Source organism: Pedobacter cryoconitis, from assembly GCF_014200605.1.
GTDB lineage: Bacteria > Bacteroidota > Bacteroidia > Sphingobacteriales > Sphingobacteriaceae > Pedobacter > Pedobacter cryoconitis_B.
In genome coordinates, this window is the sequence record NZ_JACHCE010000006.1 from 301,267 (window position 1) to 320,234 (window position 18,968).

The window sequence follows — 18,968 nt, forward strand, 5'->3', positions numbered from 1 at the left end:
GGCGGAAAGGCAGACTAATCATTATCATCTGACAATGTACTGTTTCCCCTATCAATAGTTACGTATAAGTCAGGAGTATTCCCTTTAATTGATTTGATCTTACCCATTCTTGCAGAAGGCCCAAAATTATCATAATAATCAATTTTCACCTGCCCTATAACGCTTACCTTTCCTTTTTTACCTGTACTGGAAAAGCTATCATAATAATCGATCCTGATACTGCCAAATGATTTGATCTTTCCCTTTTTATCTCCATCAAAAACATCATAATAACCAATAATATTACCGCCTACTGATTTAATCCGACCTTTTTTCTCTCCATCAAAAACATCATAGTAATCAATTTTAACAGCTCCGATCGATTTAATTTTGCCCTTTTTCTCCCCATCGAAAACATCATAATAATCAATTTTAACACCTCCGGTCGATTTAATTTTACCTTTTTTATCTCCGTCAGTAATCCCGTCATAATACTCCTCGTCCATATAATCACTCCATTCCGGAACTCTTTTATAGCCCCGGTTTATCATATATAACTTACCGCCCTTCTGATCGAATTGCAGATTCAGTTCACCGATCGTAAAAACAATTGAATTTATTGCAGCTGTTTGAGATGAGATTCTAAAGTTTACTTTTGATAATTCCTGTGCTTCAGAACACAAACAAAAACACACGAACAATACTGTTAATATGATATTGCGGGGATATTTTAAATAGACGCTCATTTCAAAAGATTATTTCAGCCCAAAACCAGTTAACTAAAAGTATATTAAATTATAGTCAGGTCCTAATTTCTTTGATATGTTTTTTTCTCTGTTCCAACGCCCGTTATTTTTAATGATTTCCACTGCGCAGGTATCTTACTCCCTATCTGAACAATTCCCGAAGGCGTAATATCCAGTCCGCCAAAACCCATTAAAACACTTTGCAAAATCCCTCCTGCCCCAGTTGCAAAATATGGATTTGTTCCTCCTTTGGTTTCTGCAATAACTCTGAATGGAGGAAGTAAATTAGGTTCAAAAGCATCCTTAAAAAAGTGATAGGCTTTCTCTGTATTGCCCAGTCTTGCATAGAGTAAAGCAAAAACCGCCTGTGTCATTGCAGGTGTACCTTCATCCGGAACTCTTCCTTCATAATACTCCAGATCTTTTTTGATCTGTACCGGATCAGTAATTACCTTCAGCGGATAAGCCAGTAAATTTACATCTGCCTGCTTAATCCCTTCGCCTTTATAACCAGCATGCTCTTTAGTAACCCCGTTCTCCATTTTCAGAACCGGAATATTCTGCGCGACCAGACTCCAGTCCGGATTTGGTTTAATGCCCAATAGTTTTGCTGCCGCTGCCGCATGCTGCAGGTTTACTTTTGCCGCTGCATTGGTAAAAGCATTATTATCTATATTTTCTGCCCATTCATCGGCCGCTACCACATTTTTAATCTCATATAACCCTGCCCCATTCCTTTCCACTCTGCTCGCCCAGAAATCAGCTGTCTGTGATAAAATTGGCCATCCTTTTTCTTTTAACCATTCTTTATCCTGTGTAACTGCATAATAATTCCATGCAGCAAGCGCAACACATGCTGTAATGTGATGTTCAAAAGCACCACTTAATGCCCATACAGGTGTTTCCTCTACACCTGTATCTGCACTTTCCCAAGGAAACATAGCCCCTTTATATCCATGAGAAAAAGCATTACGCCTGGCTGCATCTAACCTGTCAAAACGATAATCAATTAGTGATTTTGCTATCTCAGGATGTAAAACAAGTAATGCAGGGAACATCCAGATATCAGTATCCCAGAAAACATGGCCATTGTAGCCCAAACCAGATAAACCCATGGGTGACAAAGAAAAAGGACTGCCAGCACGGGTAAAAGAATATAAATGATACAACATACTATGAATATCCTGCTGAGACTGCGGATCACCTCCCAGCTGAATATCACTTTTCCATAATTCATCCCATGCCTGATTATGAAAAGCAAGTAATCTGTCACTCCCCTGCAATTTTGCAAATACAGTCATTCTTTCTGCTTCATTTAACGGATCACTATGATGTGCAGAAGTAATAGAACTTCCCGTAACCGCGTAATTATAAGTTTCCCCCTGATCAAGTTTTTTACTGAATTTCATCAGGTGCATATTATTATCCCACATTTCGTGGATTACCCTGGGCTCCTGTCCATGAGCCTCTTTAAAAATAAAACTTGTGGAGGCGCAAAGCTGCAATTTGCCGGTAGGGCTTTTTGCTGTTGAGGTCAGCAAAGAAATAGTTACATGCGGACGATCTATTTCGTTATAATAGTTTTGCACCTCTTTTAAAGCATCAGGAGCTTCCATTACACTTGCGGCATTGATTGTTACCGCTTTTTTAGCTTTTATACTGACATTAGCCAATACTGTAAAAGGAAGTTGTCTGAGTGAATAATAAGTATAGGTAATTGTCGCTTTGTCACCATAATCAAAAGTAGTTTTGAAAGAAGCATGACGCATATCCAGCTCTTGCCTGAAATTACTGACATCGGCAGCTGTTAAACGTTTTCCATCAATCTCCAGATACATATTTAACAGGTTAAAACTATTCAGGAAATTACTTACCCTCCCTCTTCCATACTGATCATAAGCCCCTGCAAGCACGATATTTTTAACCTTAAAAGGCTCAGCAGAAGAAACAATACCGATCATACCATTAGCAATGGTTACCCCATAATAATTAGCAGGATTAGGTTTATCAGCAGTGATTTTCCAGGGGTCCTGCGCTTTCAGTGTAAAACAGGCTACCAACAGGGCTATAAACAGCAATACATTGATTCTTTTCATAAAATGAATTAAAAGAATAGACAAATACAAAAAAGGTTAACCTGCACTGTACGTACAGATTAACCTTTTCCATTGAATTTAGATTTTTAATTAATAACCAGGGTTTTGAGTATAATTGGTATTGCCCAACTGATTGTCAGGTATAGGAAATACCAGGTTCCTTGGATTATCTGATGGTTTTTCCTGCCATGGGGTTAGGAATTTACCAAAACGGATCAAATCCTGTCTTCTTACACCTTCCCAGAAAAATTCACGTCCGCGTTCATCCAGTAAATTATCAAGTGTTAAACTACCAAAAGCACTGGCTCCCCTAACAGCTCTGAGCGAATTAACCAATGTTAATGCATTACCAGTTAAACCAGTTCTTAACTGAGCTTCAGCTTTCATCAGCAATACATCTGAATACCGGTAATATACCCAATCGTTTTCTGCCTTACCAGTGGAAGCATTTACATAATCAATCGGATATTTAATCACTCTGATACCTGCAACTTCCAAATGGTTTGCATCCGTTTCAATATTACTTACTTCAGGAGTAAAAATCAGGTTGTTATTACGCCTGTCTTTAATTAAAGCACCAGTCTGATCATACTGCTGGCCAATTAAAAACCCAACTTTAACACCAGAAACGTTTGTCATTCCTGCATATGCACCACCTATACGCTGGTCAGAAGCTTCAAATTTTTTATAAAAATCTGATAAAGTAGAAAAACCATTATAACCACTTGGATTTTGGTTATAATGCAAAGGAGGTACCCACATGTCCTTTACAGCACCTGCATCAGAACCACCAATATTTCTGGAAGTGAATATATTCTCTGTCGATAATTTATCGTTTGTTGGTGCAAAATTATCAAAATAGTTTGGCGTCAGTTTATACTTTCCTGAATTAATAATTTCATCAGCAAGGGTAATTACTCTGGCCATATCCGCAGCATCAAAAGTAGGTGCTGTACGGTTTAAAAAGGCCCCCTTATTCAGGTAACATTTCATGAGCAGCATTTTTGCAGCATCTTTATTTGCAAAATAATTAGGCCCATCTATTAGAATTGGAATAATAGCAGTTAATTCTGAAATCAGATAATCAATTTCTTCCGGAGCCTTTCTGACTCTCGAATTTTTCACAGCTAATTCTCCCGGATCACGGAAAGCAACCTGCCCCCAGCCATCAAGAATAGAAAATTGGGCAAATGCACGAACAAACCTGGCCTCAGCGGCCTGTATAGGAGTTGGGTTAAACGCCAATACATTGGTTGCCGCATAATTTACCCCATGTAAGTCTTTATAGGTATCAGAAATACGCGAATGATCTGCCTCCCATCTGTGTAAGTGCAATGCGCGCCATGCACCGTTATCATCCCAGTCACCAGCTCTTGTAGGTACAATAGCTTCATCAGAAGGAAATTCCTGCAATGACCACCAGCCCCATGGTCCCTGGTAAGGATTACGCATAGCTGTATAACTTCCATTTAATAAGTCGGCAACGTTCCCGGAGTTAACACCTTCATTACCAATTTGTCCACTTATATTCTCATTCAGTTTTGTACATCCTGAGATAGCCATGGCTACAGCGACAAAAGCGATTATATATTTATTTTTCATGTTGATCATCATTAGTTAAAGAGAAAAGTTAACACCGAAATTGAATGTTCTCGAACTAGGGTAAGGAATATATTCAATTCCTGCAGAAGGGACACCATTTACACTTTTGTCCACATTTACTTCCGGATCAAAACCAGTGTATTTAGTAATTACAAATAAGTTTTGCCCATTTACAAACAGGTTCATCCCTTTGATAATCTTACCCACATTACCAATCGAATAACCAATTGTAGCATTAGCGAGCTTTACATAACTGCCATTTTCGATATATCTTGAAGAAGCAGCAATCGGGTTTGCCAGAGATTCCTGAATAGGAGAATTCAACAGGTTAGACGCGATATTTTTACCAATTCCAAGATTAGAGATTGGTAATACTGAGTTTGCCGTATTATTATAAATTTTCTGACCTAATGAACCATTAAAGTTCGCACCGAAGGTCACTTTTTTATACCTGAAATTAGCACTGAACCCAAGGATAACATTAGGATTTGGATTTCCAAGGTAATAAGATTTATAACCATCTTCAGTATACTGAGATTGTCCGGCAGCATTCAAACCTGTAAACTCTCTGGTAACCATTGCAAATAAAGGTAATCCCTGTTGAAGAACCTCTAATGTAACACCACTTAAACCCTGTCCGCTCAATGAACCGGTTTTAATAATATCACTAAGTTTTTTTACTCTGTTTTTAATAAAAGTAGCATTACCTCCTAAAGAGAAAGTCATATCTGGCTTATCAATAATATTAGCATTTAAAGTCAGTTCAATTCCCTTATTACTAATAGTACCAGGTAAATTAATCCATGTTGTTGCTACACCCGGATTTGCAGGTTGTATGGGTATCAGCGGAAATAAAAGACCAGTGGTTTCCTTATTAAAATAATCGATTGATCCGGTAATTTTATTACCAAACAGACCAAAATCAACACCTAAATTGGTTTGCTTATCTTCTTGCCATTTCAAATCCGGATTCTTATTATTTACAGCAACAAGCGTTCTTCCGCTTCCTACATAAACATAATCATAACGTTGCTGTGCCGCTCCTGCAGGAAATTCCTGATTACCGGTTTTTCCATATCCGGCTCTCAGTTTCAACTGATTCAGCCAGGCAACATCGGTCATAAAGCTTTCATTTTTAATATTCCAGGCTGCAGCAAACGAAGGGAAGTAACCATAACGATTATTTGAACCAAATTTCGTAGAACCGTCCGCTCTGAACGTTGCAGTCAGTAAATACTTATTATCATAATTAAAGATTGCCCTGGCAAAATAAGACTGCAATTGAGAAGCAGGATCATTATAAGAATTTGCAGTACGATTTGCAGGTGCAACAGCATGAAATATATCTGTATAATCGACTGCTGCATCACCAAATCCCCTGCCTGTCATATTCTGACCTCTGTTGATATAATTGGTATATTCATAGCCAATAATTGCATTCAGATTAAGTTTACTGGCAATTTCCTTGTTAAAATTCAAGGTATTGGTAAATTGCTGGGTAATTAGCTCCGTATTAGAATAACTTGCTACCCCACCCAGGAAATCATCTTTAGCCTCTACCCCTGTAAGATTAAGAAAACTACGTGTGGAAGCTCTTCTGATACCGGTACTATAGTTTATACTGGCTAACATTCTAAATTCTAACCAGGGAGTAATTTTATAATAAGGCGATACACTACCCAAAATAGTTGATACTGTTGACTTATCACTAGATGCTTCTAACATCGCCATTGGATTAATCGTAGTAGAGTTTTTTTCAACAAACACAGATCCATCTGCATTATACATTGACCGCGTAGGGTTCCATGATAAAGCCTGACCAATTAAACTTCCTGTAAAACCTGCATCAGTAGAAATCGGCGCAAGATTTTCTATATACTGACTGCTGATCATATTGACATCCAATCCCAGTTTCTTACTTTCCAGAAATTTAAAATTCCCGTTAAACGCACCACTATACTTCTTAAAATCAGTCTTTTTGATAATCCCCTGTTGATTCTGATAACCTAAAGAGACACGAAAAACGTTTCCATCATTTCCTCCGCTAACAGCAACAGAATAATTCTGATTATAGCCTGTCCGCATAATAGATTTCATCGCATCCACATTATCACCAAAATCATTGGTTGTCAGTCCATATTGTTTCAAAGCATTACGAAAGCCGTTACCGTCTAGTGTTTTAAGTGTACGCGCAAGCGTACTCACTCCGGCAGAAGCACCTACATCAACTTTAATTTCACCGCTCTTTCCTCTTTTTGTTGTGATTAAAACCACTCCATAAGCCGCTCTTGAACCGTAAATCGCAGTAGCCGATGCATCCTTTAGAATTTCCATGGATTCAATATCAGCCGGATTAATAAAATTCAGTGGATTTCCCTGGGCCGAAGTACCGGATGCCGTCAGGTTATTAGTTCCGGGAGCAGTAGCAGTACCACCATTACCAGTAGGCCTGGCCGATCTGCCATCAAGTGCAACACCATCAACCACATACAAAGGTTGTCCGGTACCTGTTACTGCAGTATTTCCCCTGATTCTGACCGTCGATGCCCCACCAGGCTGTCCACTGTTATTAATCATCTGTACACCAGCAACTTTTCCCTGGATAAGCTGATCAGGTGCAATCAGTGGCCCTTTATTGAAATCCTTGGCAGAAATTGTCGTTGCCGCACCCGTCATGTCACTCTTTTTTACAGCTCCATAACCCACAATCGTTACCGCTTCCAGGTCAGTACCTGAAGACAACGTAATGTTAACCGTAGTTCTGCTATTGATATCTATGGTTTGTGATTGTAAGCCAACATAACTGAAAGTTAGTGACTTTCCATTTGCAGGTACATTAATGGCATATTTACCATTGGCGTCAGTCATTGCCCTTACATTTGTTCCTGTAACTGAGATAGTAACACCGATTAAAGTGTTTTTTTCATTATCAGATACCACACCTTTTACTACAGATTGTGCATATACTGATAAATTAATACTGAGCAAAGCAAGACAACACACGATTGTTTTTTGCAGCAGCTGAGATTTAGGCTTATCTAAAAAGACAAACCACTTTTTTTTTGGTAAAGACTCGTTCATAATTATTTGGTTTAGTTGATTTGAGTTGAGAAGGCTTTCTGTTTTTTAATTTGTGTTTTGGAGGAGACAATGGACAATTTGAATTCACAAGATCACAAGCCGGTTTAAGCCTGTAACTCAAAGCAATATATGCGTAAATAATTTCCCTTGTTATTGATTATGTATCAATTCAAACTAAAATCAATTTATCACGAAATAAAACACAAACAACTATAAAACAACACATTAAACTTGAAAATGAAATTTAAATAAGCTAAAATGTTTGAGCTTTTGAAGATTTATTTAGAAATTGTAACATGATAGAGACAAATACAATAATGATAAATTCATTAATTATTCCAAGACATAGTGTATTGAATACAGTATGACAAAAAAATTATATATATTGTTCCTGGCTTATTACTACCTATCTTAACCTATGCTTGCAGACCAAAAGAGAGCCATGCTTTTCATCTATCAGTCCCTCATGATGACAAGCGTTTTTGTCTCCGGGTGTTCACCGGAAAAAAGAACAAATTCCAATTCCATTTTAGAAAAACCCATGCGTATCATACAACAGGATAGTTTAAATTTTCTGGTGACCGCTTTAATATTAGCCCTTATATTTGCCTTCATCGCTTGTTATCTGCTCTATCAAAACTATCAGAAAAGCAAAGAGCTGGAGATAAAAAACAATGAGACCCTCAGACAGCAGGAAGAATTAATTGCATTATCGACAGCAAACCAGGCTACCGCAGAAGCAAAATTCAGTTTCTTTACACATATATCAAATGCATTCAGGGTTCCGCTAACGCTGATTCTTCTCCCATTGGATGAGATGCTTGATAGCAAAAACTCTTCAAATCCGACCAGGCATCAACTCAATCTGATTCATAGAAATGTACAGCGGTTATTATTGATGGTTAACCAACTGACAGATTTTAGAAAAATAGAATATGATCAAATGAAAATCGACCTGGCCCTTCAGGACTTTGTTGCCTTTTCAAAAGATATTATATCCTCATTCAAAGCAATGGCGCTGAGAAAAAACATAGAATTAAAACTATCAAGCTCCGACAAAGATATCATGGTATGGTTTGATAAAAACATGTTCGATAAAGTGTTATTTAATTTATTATCCAATGCTATTAAATTCAGTCCTGAACATGGAAAAGTTCTAATTGGGCTTAAAAGCAATTCAGCAGATCAGACATTGGATATCACCGTATCAGACAGTGGCAATGGAATGACAGAAGAAGAAGCTAAGCATGTATTTGATTTATTTCACCAGACCGGCAATGGTAGTTTCTTCGGTTCAGGACTTGGTCTTTCTCTTTCCAAAGAGATCACTGAATTGCACCAGGGGACAATAAGTATTCAGAGTAAAAAAGGAAAAGGAACTACTTTTCATATTATACTCCCATTGAATCAGGAGCATTCTATACCCGCAGAGCAAAAAGCAAATCCTAATTTTGCTGTAAGCGCTGGTCACTTCAATCCATATACCGCAGAAACCCTGCAAGACGACATAGTTGAGGCCTCAGATGAACAGGACGGATATGTCAATGAAGAATCTTTACTAATTATCGAAGAAAATGAAGAACTGCTCGAATATTTAAGAAACAGTTTTAAAGAAGATTACGAAGTTTTTACTGCCAGCAGTTATACTCAGGGGCTAAAAGTAGCTTATGAAATGATACCAGATCTGATTATTACCGACATCACTTCAGCAGAAAATTCAACTGTTCAGATCACCCCTGCCCTTAAAAATGATATCCGAACTTCTCATATCCCTGTTATCATACTAGCAGCAGATGGCAATGAAGAACATAAAATCAATGAAATTAAACAGATGGCAGATCTTTACCTCACTAAGCCATTCAATTATATACTCCTTAAAGAAAGTGTAAAAAACCTGATTTGGAATAGAAAATTACTCAAAAGAAAGTTTAGAAATGAAACCGCAACAGAAGCTAACACCGCCATACTAAGCCGATCTGACAAGAAATTCTTAAACGACTTTACCAGTGTAATTGAACAAAACATTGCAAATGACAAATTTAATGTTGACGATATCGCGATTGCATTAGGAATATCCAGAATTCAACTATACCGGAAAACAAAAGTACTGCTTGATTGTACAATCAATGATTACATTTTAAACAAAAGACTAAAAAAAGCCAAATATCTTTTAATTAATGAAGACCTTTCCATTTCCGAAATTACTTACAAAGTAGGTTTTTCTTCTCCTACTTATTTTTCCACTGTCTTTAAATCAAAATACAATTGCACACCATCCTCTTATAAAAAAAAATTAGCCGTAAATACCTAATCATCAAACAAAATGTCTGCTGAAAACAAAAAACCTGTAATTATTTGCTACGGAGAAATCCTTTGGGATAATCTTCCTGCAGGCCGGATGGCCGGTGGTGCCCCTGTGAATGTTGCTTATCATCTTAACCATATTGGTGCAGAGAGTAAATTGATCAGCCGTACCGGCGAAGATAAAGCCGGGGCCGAACTAGTTTGTTTCTGCAGTAAAATAGGTTTACCTACCGAACTGATCCAGTTTGATGAGTTGCACGATACCGGCGAAGTTATTGGGAAAATCACAGATGACCATGAAATGGTCTATGACATTTTACCCCATGTAGCATGGGATTTTATTGAATTTAATCCTAAATATAGCTTAATGGCCAGCACTGCTGATGCTTTCGTTTTTGGAAGTCTGGCTGAACGCAACAACGAATCCAGAGAAACTCTTCTTAAGATCCTTGATTCGGCCAAATACAAGGTATTCGATGTAAACCTCAGACCTCCGCATTATACTAAAGAGACCCTCCAGCTATTACTTTCTAAAACAGACCTTTTAAAACTAAATATTAATGAACTAAACGTACTGACAGACTGGTTCTGCAAACCTGGAACAACAGAGGCCGGCAGTATCAGCTATTTACAGCAAAATTTTAGTATCGATGAAATCCTTCTGACTAAAGGAAGCCAGGGCGCCGTCTATTATAACAGGGAAAAGGCAACCCATGGTAATGCCTGCCGGGTTAATGTTGCCGATACTGTAGGTGCCGGAGATGCTTTCCTCGCTGCATTTCTTTATAAAAAGCTAACAGGAACTTCTATACCTGATGCACTTGATTATGCATTAGCTTTAGGTGCATTCGTTGCTGGTCAGACAGGAGCCTGTCCTGCTTATACAACACCAGATCTGGATAAATTTATCAGGCAACATCTTCGTGATGAAAGATTAAACAAACAATAATTTCCTATATTGATCCTTCAAAACAAATCAATCAGCAAAACTAAATCGTTATAATATGTATTTAACTAAAGCAATTATTACCTCTGTACTGATCACCGGATTGGGCCTTGCTCATGCAAATGCCCAGGCCAAACATGAGGATACTGAATTCTATACGCCAGTTCCTAAAAAAGTCACTCCGGGAAAAACAACAACAGATGCTCCATCTGATGCAGTAATTCTGTTTGACGGCAAAAATCTTAATCAGTGGGTGATGACTGATGATAGAACACAAGCTGCAAAATGGACCGTTGCAGATGGAAAGCTGACTGTGAATAAGAAAACAGGTAATATTGAAACTAAACAATCTTTTGGTAACTATCAGTTGCATATTGAATGGCAGGTACCAAAAAACATCACTGGAACCGGGCAACTGCGTGGAAATAGCGGCCTTTTTCTGGCTTCAATGGGAAAAGGTGATCTGGGTTATGAATTACAGATCCTGGATTCTTATGATAACAACACTTATACAAATGGTATGGCCGGGAGTATTTATAAGCAGACCACTCCTTTGGTTAACCCATCCCGTAAACCAGGCGAATGGCAAACTTATGATGTAATCTGGACAGCCCCAACCTTTAAGGCAGATAGCACAGTAAATACACCTGCTAAAGTAACTGTACTTTATAATGGAGTACTGGTTCAGAATAATTTTGAACTCAAAGGGCCAACACAATATGTTGGTCAGCCATCTTATACAAAAGCTCATGGTCCGCTTCCTATCAAACTTCAGGCTCATGGAGATAAAAGTGAACCGGTCAGCTACCGTAATATCTGGATCAGAGAGCTGGAAAAATAATTTAAAACCCGTAATTTTAAAATACAGATTCACAAGAAAAGCCGCTTCAAATTTAACTGAAGCGGCTTTTCTATTTTAATATTTTTTAATTCCTTAGACTTTTTTAGGAGGAAGATCAAATGCAATAGCTTCATGCTCAAAATGTCCATTATGTGCTCCATCACAAAAAGGCTTGTTTTTTGACAACCCGCAACGGCAAATTGAAAGTACTTCTCTGCCTTGCAGACCATACGTATTGCCATTTCTGTCAACGATTTCAAAATCGCCTTCGATCTTCACAGATCCATTATTATTGATTGTAAGTTTTGTCTTCGACATGTATTTGTTAATTTGAGACAAAAGTAAAAGTCTGAATGGAAAGTGGGAAATCTCATTTCTATTTAGAAACATTATCCAATAAAAAAGGAGCCCCTTTTTTGAAACTCCTTTTTGCCTTCCCTATTAAATAATATGAGAACCTATATTTAGATCAATAAAACAACTACAAAATCAAAAGCCTTGGATTGATTTTCTTTTGCATTGCGGCAGGCATAGTTCTTTTTACATTTCCAATGGTTTTAAAAGAAACTGGTGCAGCATTTCCCTGTTGTTGCAATTTATCTCCTATAAAAACTCCTCCTTCATTAATCTTGCCGCTGGTAGTTTGAATTTTAATCTGATCTTTCATAATAATGGTGATTTGTCAACTAAAGAACAACGGTTATGCCATAAAGTTTATCAAAAAGAATAAAAAAACCACTAAAACGTTTATATGACAAAAAAGAGTCAAAAAAAATTTACTCTCACTCTTTTTAAAGATTTTGTTTAATTTTATGGCATCATGGAAAAGGAGAAAAAGGACTCAAAAAAGGACATCTTCCTAAAATGGCTCAGTAAAATAGGCATCTGGGGATTTATATTCTTCCTGGTGAAAGGATTGATCTGGCTGGCTGTTGGGTATTGGGCAGTCAAATAAATGATCAAGGAATGAGGTGCCCGGTACAGACACCTCAAATCTAGCTGATCATATAAGAAATACCTTTATTGGATATTACACAAACAGGCCCTGTCCGATTATTGCGGTTTAGCGATTTCTTCTTTTATCCTTTCAAGGATAGCCTTTGTTTCCTCAAAACTGGTATGGTGATAAGCATGCATTCCAAGACTTTTTGCAGTTTGTACCTGAAATATCCTGTCATCAAAATAATAACACTGCTCAGGTCTTGCCTGTGCGATCCCTAATGCCAGCAAGAATATATTTGGATCTGGCTTACGCATCTTTACATCACATGAAGAAATAAAAGCATCAAAACATTCATGCAATTTAAATTTCTTCACTCTGTAGGTATTCAGCTCTTTGCCTTCATTGTTTATCGAAATCACACGGAAACCACAATCTCTTTTCCATTCCTTCATCCATTGCAGTAAACCAGGAAGTTCTTTTGATCTGGAATAAACAAATTCTTTAAAATCCTCTCTCGTAAAATCTCTCGGATGATTAAAAATAACCGTGTCCAGATATTCGTCAAGCGTAATATTCCCGATTTCGAAAACATTAAAAATATAATTATGCAGGGTATTCAGCTCATCATAATTAAGGCCGAATTTTTCTGCGGCAAGTTTACGGGAATCGTGTCCCCAGCCGTTGGTTAGCAATACGCCACCTATATCAAAGAAAAGTATCTTAGGTTCTGAATTTTCCATAAGGATATGTTAAACATTTATTTTACTTAAGTAAACTTAGTTAATTGCCCGCAAAAACAAGGGTTTAAAAAAAAACAGGCTATCTTTTGACGATAGCCTGTTTTTAAGAAGAAAGATCAGTACTTAATTGAAGATATATCTTACTCCTATTTGTGCCTGCCAGCGGGAAATCTGGTCGGTATTTACTTTCGTAGAATTTGTCACCGGAATTAAATTATCCTTATCCAGGTAAGGGAATGAATAATTTGCCTTGCCGGTCACAGGATCAGTTCCCTGGTATTTAAGTACAGCAACCGACCCTGTATTAAATCCATTAAATGAATTCTCATATAGTCCCCAGTTACGGTTCAGGAAGTTTCCAAGGTTAATGATATTAAATTCAACTCTTATGGTATTTCTCTGGCTTCTTGTTTTACCAGACTTCACAAAGAAATCCTGGGTAATATTCAGATCAGCACGCTGGAAATAAGGCAGGATTACTCCATTCCTCTTCGTGAATTCACCTCTGTGCTGACTTAGATATTTATCCTGACTGATAAATGAATTCAGTTGGTTCCAGATCTGATCAGGCGTTCTGGTATCTCCTGCAAAATCGGCCACTAAATTAATATCGCCTTTGTTTTTAGGAACAAACATCAAATCATTTGCAGCACCATCATTATTAGGGTCACCGCTGGTGATATAAGAGACAGCACCATTATTAGCAGACTCAAAAAATAAACCTACTGACGTTGCATAGTTCTTATGGTATTCTTTTCTATAAGCCAGTGAGGCGATAAAGCGATTTGGCATAACATAAGTACTATTCGATAGACTCTGGTCATTAGGGTTACCATTTGTTGGTCTGCCAGCCCAGATAATACTGGCAGTAGATCCGCCATCATTTACATCTTTAGAAGCTGTATGTGTATAGGCAATATTTGCATAAAATCCATTCAGGAAGCTTTTCTGTAATTGTGCGGTAACAAAATAAGAATAGCCTTTATTGGTATTGGTCAGGTAATATAAACCACTTATATTTGGATTAGCAGCACTTACCGGGGAACCGTTATTCGAAGTTCTGTTATTGGAAGTATAACGAATCTGCCCTTCTACCCCGGGTAAAGTATTATAAGTATCGGAAAGGACCAGGTTCTGATGATAAACAGCATTGATATCCTTAGTATAAGATGCTTCAAGTGTACCAATTATGCCAAATGGCAATTGCTGATCGATTGCCAGGTTAGTTCTCCAGATTTTCGGATATTTCAAATTAGGATCAGTCACATCCAGTTCATAAGAAGTATTTGCAGCAACAGCGCCGGAAGGACGGTTACCATTTACATCCGGGTTATAGATCAGACGTGGATCATTAGGTGTTTTAGTACCATTTACTGTACCAGAGCTAAATAAAGTACCTGTATTTGATGCTTGATTAGATATCCAGACAAACGGTGTTAAACCAGCAAATAATCCTGTACCGCCACGGACCTGAGTGGTATGATCACCATTAACGTCCCAGTTAAAACCTACACGGGGGGATAACTGAATTCTGCTTTTTGGTAATTTAGATACGTCAACCTGTATGCCCTGCTGAAAAGTTAAAGCTGCAGCATTAGGGTTGGGATCAAGTTTAGTAGGATAATAATTATAATCTGCTCTTAAGCCATAAGTCAATACAAAGTTGTCCCTTACACGGAATTTATCCTGCGCATACAGACTAAAGTTATATGATTTAATCCTTACCAAAGGCAGATCACCACCATTTGCGGCATTCCGGTAGTTATAAGCAGCAGCAGGAAGGTTATTAATAAAATCAGAAGCAGAATTATAAGTATACAAACCATTATAGTTCGGTGCAAACCCGTTCACAAAACTCTGAGACTGGTTACTTGTACCTATTGTAATTTCATGTTTACCTGCAAAAATTGTCAGGTCATCTGAAAGCTGACCGATATTTGAACTCAGTAAATTACCTGCGGTATAGAGTTCATATCCAAAACTTGTCAAAACACCACTTGGAGCGGTGATAATTTTACCGGTTTCGTCAGTTACCCCATTATCAATATCCACCATGGGTATATTTTTAGAAGATAAGGGTTCACGGAAATCGCGTAAAGCAGAATAGCCAACAGTTAATTTATTAGAGATCGTATTACTGATCTTACTGTTCAGTTCCAGCATTCCGATATTGAAATTGTTGTTGATTGTATAACCAGCACCAAAAAACGGCAAAGAACCAGGTCCTGCACCACGCGTTGATCCAGCTCCCACTTTATCATTAATAATTCCACCAGTACTATTAGGAGGTTGATTTTTAGATGATTTAAGATAAAAATACTTTGCACTTAAAGTGTTGTTTTTATCAATATTCCAATCTAATTTCACTGTGATCTTATCACTCTGTGTTTTATAGCTATAGTTTTCATAAGGTCCGGGGTCATAGCCATATCTGGATTTTAAAGCATTTGCAATAGCATCCAAAGTTGCTGCACTTGCTTTTGAAACTGTTCCTCCGCTTATCCCTGGCCTCGAAGCAATAAATGTAGTTCCCGGATTACTGATACGCTCCTGTTCACCAGAAACAAAAAAGAACAGTTTGTTTTTAATAATTGGCCCGCCAATACTCAAACCCCTTGTATTGTAATCAAAAGGAACTTTAGTCACATCCGAGGTACCGGCTTTATATCCAGTTAACCCAGTCCCACGACCATAATAGTAAACAGACCCTTTAATATCATTTGTACCCGATTTAATTACTGTATTCACACCAGCTCCTGTAAAAAATCCCTGGCGTACATCATAAGGGGCAAGATCGACCTGGATCTGATCAATAGCATCCAGAGATATGGGCTGTGAGTTAGCTTGTCCGCCCAAAGTACCGGAAAGGCCAAAAGAGTTGTTAAACAAAGCACCGTCAACAGTTATATTATTAAAGGTGCTGCTTCTGCCGCCAAAACTCATGGCACTGGTTGAGCTTGCAGAAGGAGTTAATTTAGTAAAATCCGATAAAGAACGGTTGATTGTAGGTAAAGCATCAATCTGAGCCCTGGTAATAGTTTCTCTTGCCCCTGTTCTAGAAGAGTTCATGACCTTACCTTGCGTCCCTACAACTTTCACTTCTTTCAGGTCAGTTGAACTATCATCCATTTTCACGTTGATCGCCTGATCCTGGCCAATAGACAGTGTCAGATTCGTCTGAACATACTGTTTAAAACCGATGTAAGATATTTTCAGTGTATAAGGCCCGCCAATTTTAACATTGATTAAATTATAACGTCCGTTACCCCGGGTTTCAACAGCATAAACTGTTCCTGTGGGCATATGTGTTAGTACGACTGTTGCGCCTGGTACCGGAGCTTTTCCATCTGTTACAACGCCGTTAATAGAGGCCGTAGTGACCCCCTGAGCAAAAGCAGTCTGTGTTGCCCAGACCGTAGTCATCAGCATTAGTAATAAGAGTAATGTTTTTTTCATAAAGATGTTTTTTTGACTTGAACCCTGCATCCTTTCATGCCTGGCTATAGGTATTCCAGAGCTGATGCAAGTTCCAAATAGTTAAGTGTTTTAGCTTTCTGAATTAAAAGCAGAACGAAGGTAAATGTCGCACATTAAGCCAGGGTTAACAACAGGTTAACTACTTCAGGACAATTTTTTAGCTAAAAAAAATCTCCGGAACAGATTCCGGAGATTTTCTAAATTTTATAAGCTCAGCAGATAAAACAATATTCAATTTTTATGAATAATTGTTTTCTTGTGATTCATCGTGTGATCTTTTATTCCAAGGGTTGGCAAGTAACTGTACAAATGGTTCTATGAAATTCAAAAGATATTATTTAGACATCAGTCCGGAAATAATATTTATACTCAATGCAACAATCACCGTATTAAAAGCAAAAGACACCAGACTATGCATTAGAGCAAGACGACGTATTCTTCTTGAACTTATTTCAACGTCCGATACTTGAAAAGTCATTCCAATGACAAAAGAAAAATAAGTAAAATCAAGATAATCAGGAGTTTTCTCTTCAGGAAACTCCAATCCTTCTTTATATTTAGATGGGGAGTTTTCTTTCAATTCATAATAAAGATGTGCATACCGGAAAACAAATATCGTATGTACCAGTGCCCATGCACACATGACAGCCCCTATTGATAGTAGTATATGCAAACTGAGTGCATTCCCGGTAAGATGCTGCGTAGATTTCAGTAAAATAACGACTACAAAAAGGCTCATAAGTGCAGCTACAAGCACAAATACAAAAATTAATGTCCGGTTATTATCCTGTGCTTTTGAAACTGCCTTCATTTCAAGAGGATGAACACGCAAAATCGTTGCCCATGAAAGACTCAGCTGTGTTACCGCGTAACCAATCCATACCAATATGAATTGTGTCGAAGCTGACATTTTCCCATAACATAACATAAAAATAAGCAGGGCAACTATAAGTGAAGCATATAGTTTATGATGAGCATCCAGCCTTGATAATTTCATAAAGGAGGTAAACAATTTAAAATGAATACACAATTGTAATCAAATTAAAAATAAAAGCAGCAAGGGTGTTGCTGCTTTTATTTTGCTATTCATGAATTCGCTTAAACAGGTACAATTTAAGCTTAAGCTGTTTTATGCATAAAATTGTCACTATGCATTTTAAGACTCTTTTTTAGCAATTGTCTTGCAATATGTATCCTTGTTTTCACAGTTCCAATTGGGATATTCAATTGATCTGCAATTTCATGATATTTGAATCCCTCAAAATATTTAAGAAAAGGAGTATAATATTCTGGTTGTAACTTGGACAGGGCTTTATAGATATCCTCCATCACAAATTTTCCGTCACTATCATTTACTGATGCGCTGTAATGTAATTTTTCAGACGTAATCTCATCAGTCACTGTCATAATCAAATTAGTTCTGGTAGCTCTGCGATAGTTATTAATGAAAGTATTTTTCATTATAGTAAACAACCATGCTTTAAAGTTTGTACCCTCCTTAAAATGACTGGAGTAATTAATGGCTTTTAACATCGTATCTTGTACCAGATCATTTGCATCTTCCATATCTCTGGTAAAAGAAACAGCGAATGATTGTAAAGAATCTTTGTAACTGTAAAGGCGAAAATTAAAATCGTTGCTACTCATAGTGTTTATGTTTTTCGGTTTTTATATAAACACAATGGCAAACCATATACCAAAACCACCTTCTGTTTAGCTGACATTTGGCTGACGATAGAGCTACGCCATTATTTTTTAAATTAATACACCTATATGTGGTTTATTTCACAAAATCCAAGAATAGACTACTGTCCCAAAAAGAATACATATTGTCTGTTATATTTCCATAATACTTAAACAAACTTGATGATATTACAGAAAATTGCCGTTAAACGAACAAATCAGTAAGAAATTAAGAATTACAATGGATCAAGTCATAAACTTGTGGAGCAGGCTCTTTTTTAAGTATAAATTTTGACACGCTAAACAGAAAGTCTTTGCTGTCAGGGATGCTCTTATGGCTCTGGAAGCTTTCAATTTGCATGGGAATGGCTCAAGCCGAAACAAGGCCGTGCTGTTAGTAAATAGATTCAAAATAGCTAAATAATCAATCTATACCGGCCGGGTACTGCCCGGGTACTGTCCGGGTACTCGTTAGGGTAAGAGCAGTGTTAAAGTAACGTAAGAGCATGGCAAGTCCAAGTAAAAACAAC

At 37.5% G+C, this 18,968-nt stretch carries 14 protein-coding genes; 4 read left to right on the plus strand and 10 right to left on the minus strand.

The features are described from left to right. Window positions 1-14: 14 nt before the first annotated feature. The 4 genes from HDE68_RS18915 to HDE68_RS18930 all read right to left on the minus strand — a co-directional run bounded on the left by HDE68_RS18915 (window position 15) and on the right by HDE68_RS18930 (window position 7,504). Window positions 15-725, minus strand: a complete 711-nt coding sequence (locus tag HDE68_RS18915) for a hypothetical protein (RefSeq protein ID WP_183883788.1) — start codon at window positions 723-725, stop codon at window positions 15-17. Window positions 726-787: 62 nt separating this feature from the next. Further along, complete coding sequence (locus HDE68_RS18920) at window positions 788-2,821, minus strand: glycoside hydrolase family 65 protein (RefSeq protein WP_183883789.1); 2,034 nt, start codon at window positions 2,819-2,821, stop codon at window positions 788-790. A gap of 90 nt (window positions 2,822-2,911) precedes the next feature. Next, entirely contained in the window at window positions 2,912-4,423 is a 1,512-nt protein-coding gene (locus HDE68_RS18925; RefSeq protein WP_183883790.1) for a RagB/SusD family nutrient uptake outer membrane protein, read from the minus strand. A gap of 15 nt (window positions 4,424-4,438) precedes the next feature. Beyond that, window positions 4,439-7,504: a SusC/RagA family TonB-linked outer membrane protein gene (locus HDE68_RS18930; RefSeq protein ID WP_183883791.1), complete on the minus strand. Its 3,066-nt coding sequence runs from the start codon at window positions 7,502-7,504 to the stop codon at window positions 4,439-4,441. Window positions 7,505-8,045: 541 nt separating this feature from the next. Between HDE68_RS18930 and HDE68_RS18935 the strand changes: the two genes are divergently transcribed. From HDE68_RS18935 to HDE68_RS18945, 3 genes are read left to right on the plus strand one after another with little or no spacing between them, the layout of a single operon-like run. Continuing rightward, entirely contained in the window at window positions 8,046-9,815 is a 1,770-nt protein-coding gene (locus HDE68_RS18935; RefSeq protein ID WP_183883792.1) for an ATP-binding protein, read from the plus strand. Window positions 9,816-9,827: 12 nt separating this feature from the next. Continuing rightward, the gene (locus HDE68_RS18940; RefSeq protein ID WP_183883793.1) at window positions 9,828-10,757 is read left to right on the plus strand and encodes a PfkB family carbohydrate kinase; all 930 of its coding nucleotides are present in this window, start codon (window positions 9,828-9,830) and stop codon (window positions 10,755-10,757) included. 55 nt (window positions 10,758-10,812) lie between these two features. Next, on the plus strand, window positions 10,813-11,595 hold the full coding sequence (locus HDE68_RS18945) for a DUF1080 domain-containing protein (protein ID WP_183883794.1): 783 nt from the start codon (window positions 10,813-10,815) through the stop codon (window positions 11,593-11,595). A 93-nt stretch (window positions 11,596-11,688) separates the two neighbouring features. On the opposite strand, the gene HDE68_RS18950 is transcribed toward HDE68_RS18945, so the two are convergent. Continuing rightward, window positions 11,689-11,913: a CDGSH iron-sulfur domain-containing protein gene (locus HDE68_RS18950; protein WP_086548824.1), complete on the minus strand. Its 225-nt coding sequence runs from the start codon at window positions 11,911-11,913 to the stop codon at window positions 11,689-11,691. Between the two features lie 163 nt (window positions 11,914-12,076). Then, window positions 12,077-12,262: a hypothetical protein gene (locus HDE68_RS18955; RefSeq protein WP_183883795.1), complete on the minus strand. Its 186-nt coding sequence runs from the start codon at window positions 12,260-12,262 to the stop codon at window positions 12,077-12,079. A gap of 153 nt (window positions 12,263-12,415) precedes the next feature. On the opposite strand from HDE68_RS18955, the gene HDE68_RS18960 reads away from it, so the two are divergent. Then, window positions 12,416-12,550 carry an alanyl-tRNA synthetase gene (locus HDE68_RS18960; protein WP_183883796.1) on the plus strand — a complete coding sequence of 45 codons (135 nt, stop codon included), beginning with the start codon at window positions 12,416-12,418 and terminating at the stop codon, window positions 12,548-12,550. 98 nt (window positions 12,551-12,648) lie between these two features. Here the strand turns inward: HDE68_RS18960 and HDE68_RS18965 are convergent, their stop codons facing one another. The 4 genes from HDE68_RS18965 to HDE68_RS18980 all read right to left on the minus strand — a co-directional run bounded on the left by HDE68_RS18965 (window position 12,649) and on the right by HDE68_RS18980 (window position 18,402). Beyond that, entirely contained in the window at window positions 12,649-13,278 is a 630-nt protein-coding gene (locus HDE68_RS18965) for an HAD family hydrolase (protein ID WP_183883797.1), read from the minus strand. A 123-nt stretch (window positions 13,279-13,401) separates the two neighbouring features. After that, entirely contained in the window at window positions 13,402-16,734 is a 3,333-nt protein-coding gene (locus tag HDE68_RS18970; protein WP_183883798.1) for a TonB-dependent receptor, read from the minus strand. 355 nt (window positions 16,735-17,089) lie between these two features. Continuing rightward, window positions 17,090-17,752 carry a DUF1345 domain-containing protein gene (locus HDE68_RS18975; protein WP_183883799.1) on the minus strand — a complete coding sequence of 221 codons (663 nt, stop codon included), beginning with the start codon at window positions 17,750-17,752 and terminating at the stop codon, window positions 17,090-17,092. 122 nt (window positions 17,753-17,874) lie between these two features. Next, window positions 17,875-18,402, minus strand: coding sequence for an RNA polymerase sigma factor (locus HDE68_RS18980; RefSeq protein WP_183883800.1), 528 nt, complete (start codon window positions 18,400-18,402; stop codon window positions 17,875-17,877). Window positions 18,403-18,968 lie beyond the last annotated feature (566 nt).